The following is a 15,721-nucleotide window of genomic DNA, read 5'->3' on the forward strand; positions in this document are numbered from 1 at the left end:
ATGGAATTCATGATCAGCGGACGCAACGTTGCAGTATCCGATCGGTTCCGTCAGTACGCCGCCGAAAAGATCGGCAAGGTCGAGAACCTCGGGGACAAGGTGCAGCGGGTTGATGCCCGGGTTACCAAGCACGAGAACGTCCGTGAAGCCGACAGCTCCCTCACCGTGGAATTGACTGTCCTGGGCCGGGGACCCGTGGTCCGCGCCGAGGCATCCTCCGCGGACAAGTTTGCGGCCTTTGACCTCGCCTACGGCAAGCTCATGGAACGCCTGCGCCGCGCCAGCGACCGGCGCAAGGTACACCGCGGGCGGCACACCCCCGTACCGGTACGGGTGGCCACCGCCGGGCTGGAGCCAGTAAGCACTTCCGAACCTTTGTCTTCCCAGCTCGCCGCCGCCGAGACTGCCCCGGCAGAGAGCAGCGAAACCGACCAGGACATGCAGACCGGCGACTGCCCGGTCCTTATCCGCCGCAAGGTTTTCCCGGGTGCCCCCATGAGCCTTGACGACGCTGTCGACAACATGGAACTGGTTGGCCACGACTTTTACCTTTTCGTCGACGCTGCCACCGGGGCGCCGTCCGTGGTCTACCGCAGGAAGGGGTGGACCTACGGCGTCATCACCCTGGATTCCAAGTGCGCAGAGGGAACCGAGGAAATCCGCGAAGAGATGCGCGGCTACCGGGACGCCGCGCCGGCGGACATAAACGCCGGCGCCTAGAGGTCCGTACGTCCCGGTCCTAGGATGGCTGCATGCCAGCAGTATTTTCCCTTGACCGGGCACGCCGTACCATCCTCGGCGCACAGCAGTTAGCCAAACCGCGGCCCGTCCGCCCGACTCCCGGGCAGGCGGGCCGCGTTTTTGATGCCCTGGGGCTCCTGCAGATCGACTCAGTGAACGTACTGTCCCGAAGCCATTACCTGCCGCTTTTTACCCGTCTCGGTGCCTACGACCGCACCGTCCTGGACCGGATGTCCACGCAGGATCCGCGCCGGATGGTTGAGTACTGGGCGCATGAAGCCAGCTTTATCCGGCCGGATCTGTTCGCCGACCTTCGCCAGTGGCAGCGCCGCACCTGGATCCGTGCCACCTCGATGCCGGAAGAACCGCGCAGCCAACTCACACAAGCCGTTCTGGAACTGCTGCACCGAAAGCATCCGCTGTCCGCCCGCGAGGTGGAGTCCATCCTGGGCGGGAGCGTGCAGCCCGGCACGAAGTCATGGGGCTGGAACTGGAGTGCTACGAAGCGGATCCTGTCGGACCTCTTTGAACAGGGACTCATTTCCTCGGCTGGACGCGGAACGGCTTTCGAACGCCTGTATGCGCCTGCGGCCGCGGTGCACCCTGCCGGCGAAGCCGCCCTCGAGCCCGTGGACCGGGCAGAGGCCCTGCTCCGGCTGACAGAGAACGCTGCACGGTCAATCGGCCTGGGGACAGCGCCAATGCTGGCAGACTACTTCCGCCTGCCGCTGCGAGACACACTTGCCGCCGCACGGAGCCTCTCCTTGCAGGGGCGGCTGGAGGAAATCGAGGTCCAGGGCTGGAAAGGTCCTGTTTTCCTCCACCCTGAGGCGAAGACTCCCCGGCGCTGCCATGGAAGCGGCCTGCTGAGTCCCTTTGATTCCCTGGTCTTTGACCGGCGCCGTCTCCAGGCGGTTTTCGGCATTCATTACCGCATCGAGATCTACACCCCGGCCCATAAACGCCAGTTCGGGTATTACGTGCTGCCGTTCCTGCTGCGCGAGGCGATAGTGGCCCGGGTGGACCTGAAGGCGGACCGGGCAGCACGGGCGCTTCTGGTGCAGGCAGCCCATGCCGAACCCGGTTCACCGGCCGATACCGCCGTTGAGCTCGCCGCAGAATTACGGCTAATGGCGCAGTGGCTGGGCCTCGCAGAGGTTATGGTAAGTCCTGTGGGCAACCTTGCGCCCGCCTTGAAACTGGCAGTGGGCCGGGGATGACTCCCAAGCGGGAACCTTGGCGGCCTGCCGGACGTCTCTCACGTAGACTGGGGACGCCAGATTTCGGCAACACTAGATTGGGAGCAAATCAGTGGCATCACTTCTCGAACGAGTTCTTCGCACAGGCGACAAGAAGACGCTGAAAACACTGCGTAACTACGCCGACGCGATCAACGTGCTCGAGGACGAGTTCAAGGGCATGAGTGATGCCGAACTGCGCGCCGAGACAGACAACCTCAAGGAACGCCACGCTGACGGCGAGAGCCTGGACGACCTGCTTCCGGAGGCCTTTGCCCTGGTCCGGGAAGCTGCCAGCCGCACCCTTGGCATGCGCCACTTCGACGTTCAGATGATGGGCGGCGCCGCCCTGCACCTGGGCAACATCGCGGAAATGAAGACCGGTGAAGGCAAGACCCTGGTGGCCACGGCCCCGGCCTTCCTCAACGCCCTGACCGGCCGCGGCGTGCACGTGGTTACCGTCAACGATTACCTGGCCGAGTACCAGTCCGACCTGATGGGACGTGTCTTCCGTTTCCTTGGCATGTCCACCGGCTGCATCCTCTCCAACCAGGACCCGGCCACCCGCCGCGAGCAGTACGCGGCGGACATCACGTACGGCACGAACAACGAATTCGGGTTCGACTACCTCCGGGACAACATGGCCTGGAGCGCCAATGAGCTCGTCCAGCGCGGGCACCACTTCGCCATCGTCGACGAAGTCGACTCGATCCTCATTGACGAGGCCCGTACCCCGCTGATCATTTCCGGAGCTGCCAGCGGCGACGTCAACCGCTGGTACACCGAGTTCGCCAAGGTGGTCCAGCGGCTGACCCTCGACGTCGATTACGAGGTCGACGAGAAGAAGCGCACGGTGGGCGTGCTCGAGTCCGGTATCGAAAAGGTCGAGGACTACCTGGGTATTACCAACCTCTATGAGGCTGCCAATACCCCGCTGATCGGTTTCCTGAACAACGCCATCAAGGCCAAGGAACTCTTCAAGCGGGACAAGGACTACGTCATCCTCAAGGGCGAAGTCCTGATTGTCGATGAGCACACCGGCCGTATCCTGGCCGGACGCCGCTACAACGAAGGCATGCATCAGGCCATCGAGGCGAAGGAAGGGGTGCAGATCAAGGCAGAGAACCAGACCCTGGCTACCGTCACCCTGCAGAACTACTTCCGCCTCTACGAGAAGCTCTCCGGCATGACCGGTACGGCCGAAACCGAGGCCGCGGAATTCATGAGTACCTACAAGCTTGGCGTGGTGCCCATCCCCACCAACAAGCCGATGGCCCGGCTGGACCAGTCGGACCTGATCTACAAGAACGAAGTAGCCAAGTTCGACGCCGTCGTGAAGGACATCGCCGAGCGGCACGCATCCGGGCAGCCCGTACTGGTCGGCACCACCAGTGTTGAGAAGAGCGAATACCTCTCCAAGCAGCTGGCGAAGGCCGGGATTCGGCACGAAGTCCTGAACGCCAAGAACCACGCCCGTGAAGCCGCGATCGTGGCGCAGGCCGGACGCAAGGGCGCCGTGACGGTTGCAACCAACATGGCAGGCCGAGGCACGGACATCATGCTCGGCGGCAACGCAGAGTTCAATGCCGTCGCGGAGCTGAACAGCCGCGGTCTGGACCCCGCCGAGGACCCGGAGGCCTATGAAGCAGCCTGGCCCGCCGCACTTGAGAAGGCCCAGGCCGCCGTAGCCGCGGAGCACGACGAAGTCCGTGCCCTTGGAGGTCTCTACGTCCTTGGTACCGAACGGCACGAATCCCGCCGGATCGACAACCAGCTCCGAGGCCGTTCCGGCCGCCAGGGCGATCCCGGCGAGTCCCGCTTCTACCTCTCCCTGACTGACGACTTGATGCGTCTGTTCAACTCCGGTGCAGCTGAGCGAATTATGAACAGCTCCTCCATGCCGGACGACGTCGCGCTTGAATCGAAGCTTGTTTCCAAGGCGATCCAGAACGCCCAGGGCCAGGTTGAGGCCCGGAACGCTGAACAGCGGAAGAACGTCCTGAAGTACGACGACGTCCTGAACCGCCAGCGCGAAGCCATCTACGGGGACCGCCGCCGCATTCTCGAGGGCGATGACCTGCAGGAGAAGATCGGCTTCTTCCTGGAAGACGTCATCACTGCCGTAGTGAACGACGCAACGGCTGAAGGCCACGGCGACGATTGGGATCTCGATACGCTCTGGAAGAACCTTAAGATCGTCTACCCGATCAGCCTGACCATCGACGAAGTCGTTGACGAGGCTGACGGCCGGTCCAACCTGACCCGGGATTTCCTGCTGAATGAGATCCTTTCCGACGCCCGCCTGGCTTACCAGGCGCGTGAAGACTCCATCGGCTCTGCCGCGATGCGTGAACTTGAACGTCGTGTGGTGCTCTCGGTGATCGGCCGAAAGTGGCAGGAACACCTGTATGAGATGGACTACCTCAAGGAGGGCATCGGCCTGCGTGCCATGGCCCAGCGGGATCCGCTGGTGGAGTACCAGCGCGAAGGCTTCGTGATGTTCCAGACCATGATGGAAGCCATCCGCGAAGAAAGCATCCGCTACCTCTTCAACGTCGAGGTGCAGGTCAGCCAGCCGGAGGTTCCCGAGGCCCTGAAGGGTGTGAAGGATGCCCGCGGCGTTGTGGGCAGCCCGGTCATCCAGGCACCAGGCCTGGAAGCACCCGAACGTCCTGCCAGCCTGCAGTTCTCCGCCCCCAACAGCCAGGGCCAGGTGGAGACCCGGGTGGAGCGCACTGCGCCGGCCAAGTCCTCGCAGCCCGCGTCCCGCAAGGACAGCCGTCCGGCCGGAAAGAAGAAGCGCCGGAAGTAGTCCTACCCGATTTCCAGGGCGGTCACTTTCCAGAGTCCGCGCCGCTGCTCCAAACGGAGGGCAACGGCGCGGACTCTGTCCGTTTCGGCGGCGGCCACGGCCACCTCGTAGACCCCTTCGGATACCGGGCAGACGCGGACCCGCAGTATGCGCACGTTGCGGTGCAGCCGGCCCTGTCCCCGTCCACGGACAAGGTTGGTTCGAAGCTGGAGGCGTTCGAATTCTTCGAAGTCTAGCCACCGGGCCAGCTGCTGCAGCGGACGAACGCCTGCCAGTACCTCGAGTGCTCCCATGGTCACGGACCGGCTGATCGCCTCTATCCGTGCGTCCGACTCCGCTGGACTGGACCAGTTTTTCGCAGGCTGGGCCACCGGCTTGGACTCCTCCCTGACCACTGCCGGGTGCCGCTGGGGGACCACTGGGGGAGCGCCGCCGGGGACTGCGCTGAAGAAGGGGCGAGGTTCACCGCTGGCCTTTGCCAGTTCCCCGGATACTTCACCTGGTGCGGGGAGAATAATCAGGATGGTCATGGGGCGTCCTTTCCGGCAGGGGCAGGCGGGGGCGGTACGGCAAGGACCTGCCCCGGCAGCAGGCGGTGGGGGTCCGGGCCGATCACACTGCGGTTCAACTCATGCCACGCCGGCCAGTACCCCGCGATCTCGTGGTCGGTTGCGAGCGGGCCCAGCTGGGCTGCTGCCAGGTCCCAGAGTGTGTCTCCCGCGGTGACAGTGACTGCCTCCTGCGGCGCATCCCGCGTTCCGCCCGGAATGAGGAGGGAGCCGCTCACAGGTCCCGGGGACGGTTTCCAGGATGGGTCCACGGCGGAATCACTGCGTTGGGACGCAGCTGAACCTCCCGGGCTGCTGCCTTCGACTGCCCGCCGGGCCAGCTGCCACGATGGGTCGGCCACGGGAGAGGGGGAAACTCCGGCAGCGGGCGATCCCGGGACGGGGTGTCCGGTGCTGATGGATGCGGCAGCGGTAGTCTGCGCGGCTGGTGCTGCCAGGCCCGGAAGGGGCGCAGCCGCCAGCTGCAGGCCCAGGGCGGCGGCCGCCAGCCGTTTGAGGAACCCGGGGCTGAGCCGCCCGACTACGCCGGCTGCGCGGCGGTTGCCGCTGCGCAGCAGGACAGCCGAGAGGAAAGCCGCTCCCAGTCCCACTGTCCACCAGGCCAGCACCAGCAGGCCCAGGCACCCGGCGGCGAGGCCGGCGGCCGACTGGAGATCCGTGAGTGAGCGGAAACTGTCCCCGAACCCGGGCGCCGGACCGCGCAGCATGTGGCCTGCCCCGAGCATGAGGGCACCGGCGGAGGCAGCCGCAACAGCCTGGAACACGTCCTCCAGCAACCTGCGTTTGTGTGCTCCCCGTGAAGCCATAGCTACCTCCGCGCCACTCGATGTATTTGATGGAGTTTGGTGCTGTTTGATATCAAGAACTGCTGGTGAATGCGTTTGGTGGTCTTTCCTAGCGACTGATGAAGCTGCTGTCCAGAGTGGTGCGGGGAGAATGTGGACGCTAGCCTTGCCCGATGAGGTGGGAGGCATTGTTCGCGGACCTGGAAGCCCAGCTGGCTGCTGCTGCAGGGGCGGGGTTGGAAACCGAAATAGCTGACCGGCAGCGGGGCGAACTCGCAGGACTGGACCTGGCGGCCAGGCTCCGGGCGCAGCGAGGCCGGACTCTGCGGGTTCACCTGGGGCTCGACGGCGGCCCGCTTACGGGAGCGCTTGGACGGCTGGGAGCGGACTGGCTCCTGCTCGACTCAGTGTCAGGTTCCCACGTGGTGGCGCTGGAAGCGGTGCAGATGATCGAAGGTATGGACCGTTACGCGGACTCATCGGTTCCGCTCGTGCAGCTGCAGCTGGCTTCCGCACTGAGGGGCCTGGCCCGCGACCGCTATCCAGTGGACCTGCACCTGCGGGGACGGCCCGCGGCGCTGCACGGCATCATCGACCGGGTGGGGAAGGACTTCCTGGAATTTGCCGTTCTGGAACCTGGTGAGCCCCGGCGGCGCGAAAAAGTTGCCTCGGCGCCCGCTGTACCGTTCTCCCGGATCGCGGCTGTCAGCACCACCCGTTAGGCCGCACGGGCTCACGCGCCGGCAGCCTGGGGCTAGGCCTCCGCCGCCTCGTCCTGGGGGAGCGCGGCCCTGGCAGCCTCCGCACGGCGGTACGCACCCGCTATGTACTCCTCGAGCTTGGCGTTCTCAACCCGCCACTGGCCGCGGCCTCCAACCTGGATGGCCGGCAGCTCGCCGGAGCGCACCAGCGCATACGTCTGAGAGGAAGATATGTTCAGGACCTCGCCCACGTCAGCGAGGGTGAGGAACCTTTTCTCCGCCATGGTGCCCACCATCAAACCCTTTCCGGCACTGTGCCGCTGCTGACCTAGTCTGCCACCTGTTGGTGCTGAACGTCCGTTATCCACAAAATACGTACCCCACCCGTTTCCATCCTGCCGTTTGAGGGACACAATGACCTCCAGCACTCCGCGGGGAGGCGGAGGAAACCTAGGGGGAACAATGAGTCTCAAGACCGCTGCGCCGGCCGCACCCGCGCCGCGCTTAAAGAAACCGTCGTGGAAGGACCCCCGGCTGCTGCTGGGATTGCTGCTGGTCCTGGCCTCGGTCGCCGGGGTGAGCGCGCTGGTTGCCAGCCAGGACCACACCATCCAGGTCCTTGCCGCCTCACGCGAGATACCGGTTGGGTCGGTGCTGGAGGCGGACGATTTCGATGTTGTGCAGGTTTCCCTCGGCGGGCTTGCCGGCACCTATATGGCCGCAGCAGAGGCGCTCCCTGAGAACGCCGTAGCCGGAACCATTATCCGCCGGGGCGAGCTGCTTTCCCGGGCCGATCTCGTCAAGGCGGAAGACCTGGACCGCAAACCTCTCGGACTCGATGTTCAATCACCGCTGCCGAGCGGGATCCGCGCCGGGGACCGGGTCGATGTCTGGGCCTCCCTTCCGAACGGACAAAACGGGTACGGGGAACCGCGCCGTCTCCTTACCGCTGCGGAGATATCGGAACTCTCGGTCAACGAGTCGGTCATCGCGGGCGCAAATGCCACCCGCCTGCTGGTCCTTGTCGAAGACGGGGACCTTCCTGCGCTGCTCGGTGCCCTGTCCAATCAGGCGAAGATCGCCGTCGTCCCCAATCCCTCAGCCGGATGAGCGCCATCCCGGTAGTGACCTCCGGCAGCGGTACGGCAGAGCTGGTGCAGGGACTGGAACGCCTGCAGGGGCCGGTCACCGTGATACGCCGCTGTACCGAGCTTTCAGAACTGATCGCCGCCTGCCAAAGCGGCATGGCCCGCGCCGCAATTGTGGACGACGACGCCGGGGAGCTGACTGCCAGCCTTGCAGACCGTGTTGCTGCAGCGGGGGTCGCCCTCCTGGTCCTGGCAGACGACCCGGCAGCCCGCACCCGACTCGAGCGGCTTGGCGTCAAACACGCCTCGAGGAACCTTGAATCCACCGCCCTCGCGGAACTGGTGGAAACGGCTGTCCTCGCCATGGAATCCCGGGACCCCGGTCCTGGAGTGCGGTCATCCCTTGCAGATCCGGCGGACGGCCTCCGCCGCTGGGAACTGGGCGGGGAAACCGGAGGCACAGGGGATGGCGGGGGCACGCGCCGGACCGGAAGCCTCATAGCTGTCTGGGGTCCCGCCGGCGGGCCCGGGCGGACAACCCTGGCACTGAACCTCGCAGCCGAGGCTGCCGCTGCCGGGAGTGAAGTAATGCTGGTCGACGCGGACACCTACGCTCCCAGCATCGCTGCGGTTCTTGGACTGGCCGACGAGGCGGCGGGTCTGGCGCAGGCCTGCCGCCTCGCGGAACAGGGAGTGCTTCAGCCTCCAGCCCTTGAACGAACCGCTGTGCAGGTGCAGCTGAAGAACCGCCGGCTGCGGGTCCTGACTGGAATCACACGCTCGGACCGCTGGCTGGAGATCCGCGGAACTGCCCTCGCCAGGGTGCTGGAGCAATCCCGCAGCATCGCTGACATTACGGTGGTGGACTGCGGCTTCAGCCTCGAGTCGGATGAGGAGCTCAGCTTCGACACGATGGCACCCCGGCGCAATGCGGCAACCCTGGTGTCACTGGAAGCCGCGGACACCGTTTACGCCGTCGGAGCCGCGGACCCGGTAGGAGTTCCCCGGCTGGTGCGTGCGCTCGCCGAACTCGAAACGGCCGTTCCCTCGGCGGCGCCGCTGGTGGTGCTGAACAAGGTGCGGCGCTCCACCGTGGGGCGCTCCCCGGAACGCCAGCTCAGCGAAGCATGGGAGCGTTTTGGTCCCGGGCAGATCAGTGCCTTCCTGCCGGCGGACTGGGAAGCAGCCGACGCGTCGCTGCTGGCGGGGGCCGCACTGCTGGAAGCCGCGCCCAACTCCGCGCTGAGGACGGCAATTGCTGCGCTGGCAAACGTTCCCGCAGGCGGCAGCCCCAAACGGCGGAGAAAGCGCGCGGCAGCCACGAAGTGACCTTTTCTTTCCCAAGGAGATAGGCTCGTAGCAAACGGGCTGCAAAGGGGCGGCCGGTACTAAGCGGCGAATTTCGGAGGCGTATTAAATGTCGTCTGGATCCAACACCACGGATCTGTCCAGCTCGGATATTTCCCTTGAGGATTTCATCGGGAATTACTACGAGCATCTGGCGGCTGAGGACGCCGCACTCTACCCTCCGCAGGCTTTGCGGGAGCGCGCCGAGGCACACCGGGCGCTGGCATGGACCCGGGCAGAGGGCACCGCAGCGGTAGACGTCTTCGACCAGGGCGATGCCAGCGTGATCCTCATCGTCACCGATGACATGCCGTTCCTCGTCGACTCGGTCACCGCTGAGATTGTCCGGCAGAACAGCGGTATCCGACTGATGGTCCACCCCACGTTCCTGGCAACCCGCCACCGGGACAGCGATACCCTTCAGCAGGTCAAGCGGGTTCCGAACGCGGCCGGCATCTCCAGCGGGGACACCGCTGCGCTGCCCGACATCTCAGGCCTGCTGGGCAACGGCGACCAGACCACGCGCATCGAGTCCTGGATCGCCGTCGAAGTTCCGCGCCTCAGTGATGAAGACCGCCGCAGGGACATGGTCGACGGACTGCTCAGGGTCCTTGACGACGTCCGCCTGGCCGTCAAGGACTGGTCCGGCATGCGTGCCAAGGTCCACGAGATTGCAGCCGAACTCGCCGCCGCCGGGTCGGGCATTCCCGACCTGCAGCAGGCACGGGAGCTGCTCACATGGCTGGACGACGGAAACTTCACGTTCCTGGGATACCGCGAATACGACCTCATCAACGAGGACGGCGAAGATGTGCTCCGCGCTTCCTCCAATACCGGCCTCGGACTGCTGCGCCGGAATTCAGAGGCGGGCAAGGTTCAGCACCTGACAACGGCAGGCAGGGCCAAGGCACGGGAGAAGCGTGCCCTGGTGATCACCAAGGCAAATTCGCGCTCCACGGTCCACCGCGCCGCGTACTTCGACTACATCGGAGTCAAGCGGTTTGACGCCGAGGGCAACGTCACCGGTGAACGGCGTTTCATTGGCCTGTTTGCGACCGGTGCCTACACCGGGTCCGTCCGGGACGTTCCGATCCTGCGCGACAAGGTCAAGGAAGTCATCCGCCGGGCAGGGTTCCCCGCAGACTCGCATTCAGGCAAGGACCTGCTCTCCATCCTTGAGACGTTCCCGCGCGACGAACTGTTCCAGATCGACGTCGACGGTCTGCTGGAAACAGCCCAGGGCATCCTCCGACTGCAGGAACGGCGGCGTACCCGGCTCTTCCTGCGCCCGGACGTCTACGGACGTTTTATGTCCGCGCTGGTATTCCTGCCGCGCGACCGATACACAACCTCGGTCCGCCTGCGGATCCAGGATGAACTCCGGGCAACCTTCAACGCCGAGTCCATCGACTACGAGGCCCGCCTGACCGAATCGGCGCTGGCCCGCCTGTTCTTCCGAATCCGGTTGCCCAAGGGCGTTGAAATCACGGACGTTGATGCCGCTGCGCTGGAGCGCCGGCTGGTCAACGCCACCCGCTCCTGGTCCGAGGGAATCGACGAGGTGCTGCGGGGGAAGTTCGACCGGGTCCAGGCGGAGCAGCTCTCTGCCCTGTGGGGCGACGCCTTCCCCATGGATTACCGAGTGGGTTACGAGGTTGAGGACGCGCTTGCGGACATAGCCCGGTTTGAGGACCGGCTCCAGAACCCGGACACTGCTCCGGAGCTCTTCGTCTACCTGCCGGCCGGCAGCAAGGACAACACCGACAGCGCTGACGCCCGGCTGAAGCTGTACCTGCTCGAGCCGAAGTCCCTGACCCAGATCCTTCCCTTCCTGCACAACCTGGGCCTCGAGGTGCTGGACGAACGTCCGTTCGAGATCCGGCGGCGGGACGGCGTCGAGCTGTTCCTCTACGACCTTGGTCTGCGCTACGGCGCCGGCGTGGATCCGCTTGAAACCGGTACCCTGCTCGCGGAGGCCTTCCGCGCAGGCATCTCCGGCGCCAGCGAATCGGACGCGCTGGACCGCCTGATCCTGGGTCAGGGCCTGGGCTGGCGCGAAGTGGTCATGTTCCGCAGCTACGCCAAGTACATGCGCCAGATGGGAAACACCAACTCCTACGGCTTCATCGCGGACACGCTGCTGGCCAACCCCCGGGTTACCGGCGCGCTTGGCCGCATGTTCCGGGCACGGTTCGATCCGGCTCTCGAAGCCTCCGGGCGCGAGGCCGAAATGGAAGCGGCGCGCAGCGAACTGGACGCCGGGCTGGAACAGGTGCCCACCCTGGATGCGGACCGTGTGCTGCGGACGTTCGCCAACCTCATCGAGGCGACGCTGCGCACCAACTTCTACCAGGACAAGCCGTACGTCAGCCACAAGCTCAACACGGCCGTGATCGACGGCGCTCCGTTCCCGCGGCCCAAGTATGAGATTTGGGTTTACTCTCCGCGCGTCGAGGGCGTGCACCTGCGCTTCGGCGAGGTGGCCCGCGGCGGCCTGCGCTGGTCGGACCGGCGCGAGGACTTCCGCACCGAAATCCTGGGCCTGGTCAAGGCACAGACCGTCAAGAACGCCGTCATTGTGCCTACGGGTGCCAAGGGCGGCTTCTACGCGAAGCAGCTCCCTGACCCGGCGAAGGACCGCGGCGCCTGGATGGAAGAGGGCAAGGAAAGCTACCGCACGTTCATCCGCGGGCTGCTGGACATCACCGACAACCTGGTGGTCACCGAAGCCGGCGAGCAGGTCCGTCCGCCGGAGAACGTGGTGCGGCACGACGGCGACGACAGCTACCTGGTGGTAGCCGCGGACAAGGGGACAGCCTCCTTCTCCGACATCGCCAACGCCCTCTCAGCCGAATACGGTTTCTGGCTGGGCGACGCCTTCGCATCCGGCGGATCCGTGGGTTATGACCACAAGGCCATGGGCATCACCGCCCGCGGCGCCTGGGAATCGGTCAAACGGCACTTCAGCGAACTCGGCGTCGATACCCAGAACGAGGACTTCACGGCCGTCGGCGTGGGCGATATGAGCGGCGACGTCTTCGGCAACGGCATGCTGCTTTCCGAGCACACCCGCCTCGTTGCGGCGTTCGACCACCGGCACGTGTTCCTGGACCCGAATCCCGACGCCGCACGGTCCCACGCTGAAAGGCGCCGGCTGTTCGAGCTGCCCCGCTCTTCGTGGGCAGACTATGACGAGAGCCTGATCAGCGAGGGCGGCGGAGTCTTCCCGCGGCAGTCCAAGAGCATTCCCATCAGCGCACAGGTGCGCGAGGTCCTGGGCCTGGACGCGGGCGTTACCCGCCTGAGCCCGCCGGAACTGCTGCGCGCCATCCTCAAGGCACCGGTGGACCTGCTCTACAACGGCGGCATCGGCACCTACATCAAGGCATCCACGGAGACCAACGCAGAGGTAGGGGACAAGGCCAACGACTCTATCCGCATTGACGGACGGGACGTCCGGGCGAAGGTCATTGGTGAAGGCGGCAACCTGGGCATGACCCAGCGCGGACGCATCGAAGCCGCCTTGTCCGGCGTCATCCTGAACACCGACGCGATCGACAACTCGGCGGGCGTGGACTGCTCCGACCACGAGGTCAACATCAAGATCTTCGTTGACCGCATGGTCGCCGCGGGCCGGCTGGACGCTTCCGAACGTTCGGCCTTCCTGCACTCGATGACGGATGAAGTCGGCCGGCTGGTGCTGCAGGACAACATCGACCAGAACATGCTCCTGCTCAACGACCGCCAGCGCGTGATCGAGTGGAGCCCCAGCTTCGAACGGCTCATGGACTGGCTGGAGGAGCACGCCGGCCTGGACCGTGCCCTTGAAGCCCTGCCCACCAAGGAAGAACTGCGGGCACGGGTCGCTGAAGGACAGGGCCTCACCGCGCCGGAACTCTCCGTCCTGGCGGCCTACGCCAAGATCGAGCTGACCCGCGCGCTCACCGCGTCCGACCTCGCCGACGATCCGTACTTCCGCGGCACCCTGCGCCGGTACTTCCCCAAGCAGCTGGTGGAACGCTTCGATGACCAGCTGGACACCCATCCGCTGCGGCGCGAAATCATCTCCACCATGGTCGCCAACGACATGATCAACATTGGCGGAATCACCTTCGCTTTCCGGGTCATGGAAGAGACCTCAGCCAGCGAGGCCACTGTTGCCCGCGCCTTCAGCGCGCTTCGGGAGATCTACGCAATCGACGACGTCGTTGCCGCCTTGGGTGAACTTCCCGCCAGTTTCCCGACGGAAACCTGGACTTCCATCCACTTGGACATGCGCAGGCTGCTTGACCGCGCGGTGCGCTGGTTCGTGAACCATGTTGGCCGCGGCAGCTCCATCGACGAGGACATCCAGGCTTTCAAGCCGATCGTGGAACCGCTGCGGAAGGACCTCATGCGCTTTATGCGCGGAGCGGACCGCGAACGGGTAGAGGCAGCACTGGAGAAGGCCGCCGGCTGGGACGTGCCCGAGGATCTTGGCACGTACTGGGCCGAGCAGTTCGAAAGCTACGGCCTTCTCGACGTCGCCCTGGCGACCCGGCAGGTCGAGGAACCGGCAGAGAACATTGCTGCCGTCTACTACGCGGTCTACGACCGCTATGGAATCGACGATCTGCTGGAGCGCATCACCAAGCTCCCGCGCGGGGACCGCTGGCAGGCACTTGCCCGTGCCGCGCTGCGCGATGACCTGTATTCCACCGTGGCGGATATGACGGTGGCTGCCCTCCAGGCCACTCCGTCCATGCAGGGCGAAGATCCGGTAACCCGGGTCGAGGCGTGGGAGCAGGAAAATGCAGACAACCTCGAACGTGCAACCAAGATGTTCGCCGAGGTCAACCAGCTGGAGCAGGATGACATGGCCTCGCTTTCCGTGGCACTGCGGCTGCTTCGCTCGATCGTAAGGCGCTGACGGACTTCCGCTATGGCAATATTCACCGATCCGATCAAGGACCATGCGGATTTCGGTCCAGGCGACGCCGAGTGGCTGCACCTGCTGGTGGGGGACTGGCAGCTGGTTGCGGACCTCGCGTTCGCCGACCTGGCCCTGTGGTTCCCGCTGCCGGAGGGCACCTACGTGGCGCTGGCACATGCCCGGCCCTCGACGTCGCACACCGTGTTCCACAGTGACTTCGTGGGGGAGCGCATCCGTGCCGACCTGCAGCCGCTGGTAGACAAGGCGTGGAAGTCGCAGACCATCGAGCGCTCCAGTGAAACGAACTGGACCACTGAAACTGCCATGCGGGTGGAAGCGATTCCTTTCGTGCGCAACGGACGCACGCTCGCCGTCGTCACTTCCCATATGGACCTTTCGAGTTCCAGGATGCCGTCCCGGCTTGAACTGACCTACCGGCAGTGCGCCTATGACCTGCTCCGGATGGGAACCCTGGGACTGTGGCCTGACTTCGCCACCCCCACCGGGTCGCGCCGCGGCGCCCCCCGCGTCGGTGACGGGCTGATTCGGCTCGATGCCCAGGGTGTTGTGCAGTACGCCAGCCCCAACGGCGTGTCCGCATTCCGCCGCCTGGGCGATATGGAGACGCTGGAGGGCAGGCCGCTGGCTGAAATTACGACGGCGCTGCTCAAGGACCGCAGGATGGTGGACGAAACGCTGCCGCTGGTGGTCACCGGTCGGATGCCGTGGCGCACCGAGATCGAATCCAGGGGAGTGAGCCTTTCACTGCGCGCCATTCCGCTGCGCGATGAAAAGGAACGGTTCGGTGCGCTGGTGCTGTGCCGCGATGTCTCGGAGCTGCGCCGTCGGGAGATGGAGCTGGTCTCCAAGGACGCTACTATCCGCGAGATCCACCACCGGGTGAAGAACAATCTTCAGACTGTCGCCGCCCTGCTGCGGATGCAGTCGCGGCGGATGGAGAGCGAAGAAGGCAAGCAGGGCCTGGCGCAGGCCATGCGGCGGGTCTCCACAATCGCGTTGGTCCACGAGACCCTGTCCCAGGGCCTGACCCAAAACGTGGACTTCGACGAGCTGATTGACCGGCAGTTCCGCCTCTCCGCTGAGGTGGCATCCCCGTCCCAGGCAGTCCGCACCGAACGTCAGGGAACTTTCGGCGAACTGCCCAGCGACCTGGCGACCCCGCTGGCGCTGGTGATCAACGAACTGGTGACCAATGCCGTCGAACATGGCCTGGCAGGCAAGGAAAACGGGACGGTGTGGTTGAACGCCGAACGCCATCTGGGCGCGGATGGCGAGGAGAACCTCACAGTGACCGTATCCGATGACGGTGTTGGCCTGCCGGCGGAGCCCCGCAGGGAAGGACTCGGCCTGCAGATTGTTCGGACCCTGGTCCAGAGTGAACTCGCCGGAACCATTCTCTGGACCCCCCGCCGTGGCGGCGGCACCGAAGTGACGATCGAAATGGAACTCGATGGTGCCCGGCGCCGCTGAGATGTCCCCGGAAATCTGAACCCCGGCACACATGAAG

The 15,721-nt window shown here is 65.3% G+C and carries 11 protein-coding genes; 8 read left to right on the forward strand and 3 right to left on the reverse strand.

Annotated features, from left to right (window positions below; translation table 11 throughout):
• The 3 genes from hpf to secA all read left to right on the forward strand — a co-directional run bounded on the left by hpf (position 1) and on the right by secA (position 4,791).
• Complete coding sequence (hpf, locus tag ABFX29_RS09250; protein ID WP_152226785.1) at positions 1-720, forward strand: ribosome hibernation-promoting factor, HPF/YfiA family; 720 nt, start codon at positions 1-3, stop codon at positions 718-720.
• Between the two features lie 32 nt (positions 721-752).
• Positions 753-1,961: a winged helix-turn-helix domain-containing protein gene (locus tag ABFX29_RS09255; protein WP_152226787.1), complete on the forward strand. Its 1,209-nt coding sequence runs from the start codon at positions 753-755 to the stop codon at positions 1,959-1,961.
• Between the two features lie 91 nt (positions 1,962-2,052).
• Positions 2,053-4,791: a preprotein translocase subunit SecA gene (gene secA, locus ABFX29_RS09260; RefSeq protein ID WP_152226789.1), complete on the forward strand. Its 2,739-nt coding sequence runs from the start codon at positions 2,053-2,055 to the stop codon at positions 4,789-4,791.
• 2 nt (positions 4,792-4,793) lie between these two features.
• On the opposite strand, the gene ABFX29_RS09265 is transcribed toward secA, so the two are convergent.
• On the reverse strand, positions 4,794-5,321 hold the full coding sequence (locus tag ABFX29_RS09265) for an Rv3235 family protein (RefSeq protein WP_152226791.1): 528 nt from the start codon (positions 5,319-5,321) through the stop codon (positions 4,794-4,796).
• Positions 5,318-6,166, reverse strand: coding sequence for a LysM peptidoglycan-binding domain-containing protein (locus tag ABFX29_RS09270; RefSeq protein WP_170287729.1), 849 nt, complete (start codon positions 6,164-6,166; stop codon positions 5,318-5,320). The genes ABFX29_RS09265 and ABFX29_RS09270 overlap by 4 nt, the downstream gene beginning before the upstream one ends.
• 152 nt (positions 6,167-6,318) lie before the next feature.
• On the opposite strand from ABFX29_RS09270, the gene ABFX29_RS09275 reads away from it, so the two are divergent.
• A complete protein-coding gene (locus ABFX29_RS09275) occupies positions 6,319-6,867 on the forward strand; it encodes a hypothetical protein (RefSeq protein ID WP_152226795.1) in 549 nt (182 codons plus the stop codon).
• A 32-nt stretch (positions 6,868-6,899) separates the two neighbouring features.
• On the opposite strand, the gene ABFX29_RS09280 is transcribed toward ABFX29_RS09275, so the two are convergent.
• Positions 6,900-7,130 carry a helix-turn-helix domain-containing protein gene (locus ABFX29_RS09280; RefSeq protein WP_152226797.1) on the reverse strand — a complete coding sequence of 77 codons (231 nt, stop codon included), beginning with the start codon at positions 7,128-7,130 and terminating at the stop codon, positions 6,900-6,902.
• 178 nt (positions 7,131-7,308) lie between these two features.
• Here ABFX29_RS09280 and ABFX29_RS09285 point away from each other — a divergent pair, with 178 nt between their 5' ends.
• The 4 genes from ABFX29_RS09285 to ABFX29_RS09300 all read left to right on the forward strand — a co-directional run bounded on the left by ABFX29_RS09285 (position 7,309) and on the right by ABFX29_RS09300 (position 15,684).
• Entirely contained in the window at positions 7,309-7,956 is a 648-nt protein-coding gene (locus tag ABFX29_RS09285) for an SAF domain-containing protein (protein ID WP_152226799.1), read from the forward strand.
• Positions 7,953-9,263, forward strand: a complete 1,311-nt coding sequence (locus ABFX29_RS09290; RefSeq protein WP_152226801.1) for a CpaE/TadZ family protein — start codon at positions 7,953-7,955, stop codon at positions 9,261-9,263. Before ABFX29_RS09285 ends, ABFX29_RS09290 begins: the two co-directional genes overlap by 4 nt.
• 88 nt (positions 9,264-9,351) lie before the next feature.
• Positions 9,352-14,190: an NAD-glutamate dehydrogenase gene (locus ABFX29_RS09295; RefSeq protein ID WP_152226803.1), complete on the forward strand. Its 4,839-nt coding sequence runs from the start codon at positions 9,352-9,354 to the stop codon at positions 14,188-14,190.
• A 12-nt stretch (positions 14,191-14,202) separates the two neighbouring features.
• A complete protein-coding gene (locus ABFX29_RS09300) occupies positions 14,203-15,684 on the forward strand; it encodes a sensor histidine kinase (RefSeq protein ID WP_152226805.1) in 1,482 nt (493 codons plus the stop codon).
• The last annotated feature ends 37 nt before the right edge of the window (positions 15,685-15,721 follow it).

The organism is Arthrobacter gandavensis (assembly GCF_039528575.1).
In the GTDB taxonomy this organism is placed as follows: Bacteria; Actinomycetota; Actinomycetes; order Actinomycetales; family Micrococcaceae; genus Arthrobacter_B; species Arthrobacter_B citreus_B.

Excerpts from the sequence above, each read along its gene's own strand:
- ABFX29_RS09275 (WP_152226795.1), top strand. The coding sequence starts at position 6,319 with ATGAGGTGGGAGGCATTGTTCGCGGACCTGGAAGCCCAGCTGGCTGCT.
- ABFX29_RS09270 (WP_170287729.1), bottom strand. The coding sequence starts at position 6,166 with ATGGCTTCACGGGGAGCACACAAACGCAGGTTGCTGGAGGACGTGTTC.
- ABFX29_RS09300 (WP_152226805.1), top strand. The coding sequence starts at position 14,203 with ATGGCAATATTCACCGATCCGATCAAGGACCATGCGGATTTCGGTCCA.
- ABFX29_RS09295 (WP_152226803.1), top strand. The coding sequence starts at position 9,352 with ATGTCGTCTGGATCCAACACCACGGATCTGTCCAGCTCGGATATTTCC.
- ABFX29_RS09285 (WP_152226799.1), top strand. The coding sequence starts at position 7,309 with ATGAGTCTCAAGACCGCTGCGCCGGCCGCACCCGCGCCGCGCTTAAAG.
- ABFX29_RS09290 (WP_152226801.1), top strand. The coding sequence starts at position 7,953 with ATGAGCGCCATCCCGGTAGTGACCTCCGGCAGCGGTACGGCAGAGCTG.
- ABFX29_RS09280 (WP_152226797.1), bottom strand. The coding sequence starts at position 7,130 with ATGGCGGAGAAAAGGTTCCTCACCCTCGCTGACGTGGGCGAGGTCCTG.
- hpf (WP_152226785.1), top strand. The coding sequence starts at position 1 with ATGGAATTCATGATCAGCGGACGCAACGTTGCAGTATCCGATCGGTTC.
- ABFX29_RS09265 (WP_152226791.1), bottom strand. The coding sequence starts at position 5,321 with ATGACCATCCTGATTATTCTCCCCGCACCAGGTGAAGTATCCGGGGAA.
- ABFX29_RS09255 (WP_152226787.1), top strand. The coding sequence starts at position 753 with ATGCCAGCAGTATTTTCCCTTGACCGGGCACGCCGTACCATCCTCGGC.